This is a genomic window from Variovorax sp. 01T439_2 (assembly GCF_056398445.1).
In genome coordinates this window covers 1-4542 of the sequence record NZ_JBFTPJ010000465.1, presented here as the reverse complement: position 1 = coordinate 4542, position 4542 = coordinate 1, and the positions used below count along the sequence as shown (strand labels likewise).

The window sequence follows — 4542 nt, the reverse complement described above, 5'->3', positions numbered from 1 at the left end:
GGACTGCAGCGCGCGCTCGGCACCTCGTACCATTTCTGGAAGAGCGAGAAGACGCTCGAGCCGCTCGACGCACGCGCCCGCGAACTGCTGGCCGAGGTCGGCCTCGCGCACGAAGCCGACGAACTCACGGTGAACCTGCCCTACGGCCACAAGCGCGCGCTCGAGATCGCSACCACSCTGGCCATGGACCCCGARCTSATGCTSCTCGACGARCCCACSCAGGGCATGGGCCACGAAGACGTGCACCGCGTGGCCGAACTCATCAAGCGCGTGTCGGCCGGCCGCACCATCCTGATGGTCGAGCACAACATGAGCGTGGTCTCGACCATTGCCGACACCATCACGGTGCTGCAGCGCGGCGCCGTGCTGGCCGAAGGGCCGTACGCCGAAGTCTCCAGGAATCCGCAGGTGATGGAGGCCTACATGGGCACCACCGACGGCCAGCTGCAAGGAGCCCATTGAGATGACCGCCGCGCTCGAAATCAAGGGCCTGCACGCCTGGTACGGCGAATCGCATGTGCTGCACGGCGTCGACATGGTGGTGCAGCCCGGCGAGGTGGTCACGCTGCTCGGGCGCAACGGCGCGGGGCGCACCAGCACGCTGCGCGCGATCATGGGCCTGACCGGCTCGCGCAAGGGCAGCATCGAAGTCAACGGCGTGCAGACCATCGGCATGGCCACGCACCGCATCGCGCACCTGGGCATCGGCTATTGCCCCGAGGAGCGCGGCATCTTCGCGAGCCTCTCGGCCGAGGAAAACCTGCTGCTGCCGCCGCCGCTCAAGAACGGCAAGGGCGTGGGGCAGGGCATGTCGGTGGCCGAGATCTACGAGATGTTCCCCAACCTGGCCGAGCGCCGCAACAGCCCGGGCACGCGGCTGTCGGGCGGCGAGCAGCAGATGCTCGCGGTGGCGCGCATCCTGCGCACCGGCGCCAAGCTGCTGCTGCTCGACGAGATCTCCGAAGGCCTCGCGCCCGTCATCGTGCAGGCGCTCGCGCGGATGATCCACACGCTGCGCGCCAAGGGCTACACCATCGTGATGGTGGAGCAGAACTTCCGCTTTGCCGCGCCGCTGGCCGACCGCTTCTACGTCATGGAGCACGGCCGCATGGTCGAGGCCTTCGGCGCCAAGGAGCTCGAAGCCAAGATGCCCGTGCTCAGCGAGCTGCTGGGCGTATAGGCGAGCGCACGCCAATTTTTTTCCGTCGACCCTTCCAACTATTCAGGAGACACCATGCAAACCAAGCTCAAAATCATCGCTCTCATGCTCGGGGCCGCGGGTCTTGCGAGCCATGCCGTGCAGGCGCAGGAGAAGGTCGTCATCGGCTACATCAGCGACCTGTCGGGCCTGTACGCCGACCTGGAAGGCAAGGGCGGCGCCACGGCCATCCAGATGGCCATCGACGACATGGGCGGCAAGGTGCTCGGCCAGCCGGTGGAGGTGCTGAGCGTCGACCACCAGAACAAGCCCGACATCGCGGCCTCGAAGGCGCGCGAGTGGATCGACACGGCGGGCGCCACGATGATCTTCGCGGGCACCAATTCGGGCGTGGCGCTGGCCACTGCCAAGGTGGCGCAGGAAAAGAAGCGCGTGTTCTTCACCAACGGCGCGGCCACCTCGGCGCTCACCAACGCGCAGTGCAGCCCCTACACCGTGCACTACGCCTACGACACCGTCGCGCTCGCCAAGAGCACCGGCGGCGCGGTGGTCGACACCGGCGGCAAGAGCTGGTTCTTCCTGACGGCCGACTATGCCTTCGGCCATGCGCTCGAGGCCGACACCGCCAAGGTCGTCAAGGCCAAGGGCGGCTCGGTGGTGGGCACGGTGCGGGCGCCGCTCAATGCGTCGGACTTCTCCTCCTTCCTGCTGCAGGCGCAGAACTCCAAGGCCCAGGTGCTGGGCCTGGCCAATGCCGGCGGCGACTTCATCAACTCGATGAAGGCATCGAAGGAATTCGGAATCGACAAGTCGATGAAGATCGCGGGCTTGCTGGTGTTCCTCACCGACGTGAAGAGCCTGGGCCTGCCGGCCACGCAGGGCCTGCTGCACACCACCAGCTGGTACTGGGACGCCGACGACGAGTCGCGCAAGTGGGCCGCGCGTTATGAAGCCAAGACCAAGAACAAGCCGACCGACATCCAGGCCGCCGACTACTCGGCCACCATGGCCTACCTCAAGGCCGTGGAAGCCGTGAAGAGCACCGATGCCGACAAGGTCATGGCCTACCTCAAGAAGACGCCGATCAACGACTTCTACGCCAAGGGCGTGATCCGCGCCGACGGCCGCATGGTGCACGACATGCTGCTGGCCGAGGTCAAGAAGCCTTCGGAATCCAAGGGCCCCTGGGACCTGCTGAAGATCGTCAAGAAGGTGCCGGGCGACCAGGTCTACACGACCAAGGAAGAAAGCACCTGCGCGCTGTGGAAGTAAGCGTTGCCTGAGCGGGAGGCAGCCGTACGCGGCGCCCCCCGCGCGAAGCCGCTGCCTCCTTTCTGAACCTCGATTCCATTCACGATGAATATTTCTATGCCTGCCCTGTTGAGCCAGCTCCTGCTGGGGCTGGTCAACGGGTCGTTCTATGCGATCCTGAGCCTGGGGCTGGCGGTGATCTTCGGGCTGCTCAACGTCATCAACTTCGCGCATGGCGCGCTGTTCATGATGGGGGCGGTGCTGTCGTGGATGGCGATGAACTACTTCAACGTCAACTACTGGGTCATGCTGGTGGTGGCGCCGGTCATCGTCGGCCTGTTCGGCGTGCTGATCGAGCGGCTGCTGCTGCGCTGGATCTACAAGCTCGACCACCTTTACGGCCTCTTGCTCACGCTGGGCCTCACGCTGCTGATCGAAGGCGGCTTCCGCTCGGTGTACGGCGTCTCTGGCCTGGCCTACAGCACGCCCGAGGCGCTGAGCGGCGGCACCAACCTGGGCTTCATGTTCCTGCCCAACTACCGCGCGTGGGTGGTGGTGGCGTCGCTGGTGGTGTGCTTTGCCACCTGGTATGCAATTGAAAAGACGCGGCTCGGTGCCTACCTGCGCGCCGGCACCGAGAACCCGCGGCTGGTGGAAGCCTTCGGCGTCAACGTGCCGCTGATGGTGACGCTGACCTACGGCTTCGGCGTGGCGCTGGCGGCCTTCGCGGGCGTGCTCGCGGCGCCGGTGATCCAGATCTCGCCGCTGATGGGGCAGAACCTCATCATCATCGTGTTCGCGGTGGTCGTGATCGGCGGCATGGGCTCGATCATGGGCGCCATCCTCACGGGCCTGGGGCTCGGCGTGRTCGARGGSCTGACCAAGGTGTTCTATCCGGAGGCCTCGGCCACGGTGGTGTTCGTGATCATGGTCGTGGTGCTGCTGATCCGTCCGGCGGGCCTGTTCGGCAGCGAGAAGTGAAGTCCATGAAGAAAATATCGCTCGTCGTCTACGGGGTGCTGCTGCTGGCGCTCATCGCGGCACCTTTCATCGGCTTCTATCCGGTGTTCGTGATGAAGGTGCTGTGCTTTGCGCTCTTTGCCTGCGCCTTCAACCTGCTGCTGGGCTACACCGGCATGCTGTCCTTCGGCCATGCCGCGTTCCTCGGCGGCTCGGCCTACCTCACGGGCCATGCGCTCAAGGTCTGGCACCTCACGCCCGAGCTCGGGCTGATCGCGGGCACGCTGGCCGGCGCGCTGCTCGGGCTGGTGTTCGGCTGGCTGGCCATCCGCCGCCAGGGCATCTATTTTTCGATGATCACGCTGGCGCTCGCGCAGATGATGTACTTCGTCGTGCTGCAGGCACCGTTCACGGGCGGCGAGGACGGGCTGCAGAGCGTGCCGCGCGGCAAGCTCTTCGGCATCGTCGACCTGCGCGACGACCTCACGATGTACTACGTTGCGCTGGTGATCGTGGTGGCGGCCTTCCTGCTCATCGCGCGCACCGTGCATTCACCGTTCGGCCAGGTGCTCAAGGGCATCAAGGAGAACGAGCCGCGCGCCATCTCGCTCGGCTACGACGTCAACCGCTTCAAGCTGCTGGCCTTCGTGATCTCGGCCGCGCTGTCGGGCCTGGCCGGCTCGCTCAAGACGCTGGTGCTCGGCTTCGCTTCGCTGAGCGACGTGCACTGGACCGCCTCGGGCCACGTGATCCTCATGACGCTGGTGGGCGGCCTGGGCACGCTGTCGGGCCCGCTGGTGGGCTCGGCGGTCGTGGTGCTGCTGGAGAACAAGGTGGGCGACTTCGGCAGCTTCATGGCGCACCTCACCGGGGTCGACTGGTTCAACACGCTGGGCGAGTCGGTCACCATGGTCACGGGCCTGATCTTCGTGATCTGCGTGCTGGCGTTCCGCAGGGGCATCATGGGCGAAGTCATCGCCTTCATCGACCGGCGCAAAGGCAAGAAGGCGTGAATTCAGGCCGTGCGCGTTTCAGTTCTTRGATGGTTTGGGCTCGCGACTTTCTCGCAGCGCCTTGAGCCGTGGTTCTGCCTGACCTGGGGGAATCTGGCCTTCTGCCTCCAGTCGTCTGAGTCGGCGTTCATCTGCCCGATTCAGGGCATCCTTGAGAAG

At 65.5% G+C, this 4542-nt stretch carries 5 protein-coding genes; all 5 read left to right on the top strand.

Annotated features, from left to right (window positions below; genetic code table 11):
- On the top strand, positions 1-462 hold a 462-nt coding region (locus AC1DOC_RS20550; protein ID WP_478130387.1), incomplete at its 5' end, for an ABC transporter ATP-binding protein C-terminal domain-containing protein.
- A 1-nt stretch (position 463) separates the two neighbouring features.
- A complete protein-coding gene (locus AC1DOC_RS20545; RefSeq protein WP_278874755.1) occupies positions 464-1180 on the top strand; it encodes an ABC transporter ATP-binding protein in 717 nt (238 codons plus the stop codon).
- A 54-nt stretch (positions 1181-1234) separates the two neighbouring features.
- Positions 1235-2431, top strand: a complete 1197-nt coding sequence (locus AC1DOC_RS20540; RefSeq protein ID WP_012748582.1) for an ABC transporter substrate-binding protein — start codon at positions 1235-1237, stop codon at positions 2429-2431.
- 84 nt (positions 2432-2515) lie between these two features.
- Positions 2516-3391 carry a branched-chain amino acid ABC transporter permease gene (locus AC1DOC_RS20535; protein ID WP_478130386.1) on the top strand — a complete coding sequence of 292 codons (876 nt, stop codon included), beginning with the start codon at positions 2516-2518 and terminating at the stop codon, positions 3389-3391.
- Positions 3392-3396: 5 nt separating this feature from the next.
- The gene (locus tag AC1DOC_RS20530; protein ID WP_478081633.1) at positions 3397-4383 is read left to right on the top strand and encodes a branched-chain amino acid ABC transporter permease; all 987 of its coding nucleotides are present in this window, start codon (positions 3397-3399) and stop codon (positions 4381-4383) included.
- The last annotated feature ends 159 nt before the right edge of the window (positions 4384-4542 follow it).

What these genes read in the sequence shown, in the direction of transcription:
- AC1DOC_RS20545 (WP_278874755.1), top strand. Translation starts at nt 464, where the DNA reads ATGACCGCCGCGCTCGAAATCAAGGGCCTGCACGCCTGGTACGGCGAA.
- AC1DOC_RS20530 (WP_478081633.1), top strand. Translation starts at nt 3,397, where the DNA reads ATGAAGAAAATATCGCTCGTCGTCTACGGGGTGCTGCTGCTGGCGCTC.
- AC1DOC_RS20540 (WP_012748582.1), top strand. Translation starts at nt 1,235, where the DNA reads ATGCAAACCAAGCTCAAAATCATCGCTCTCATGCTCGGGGCCGCGGGT.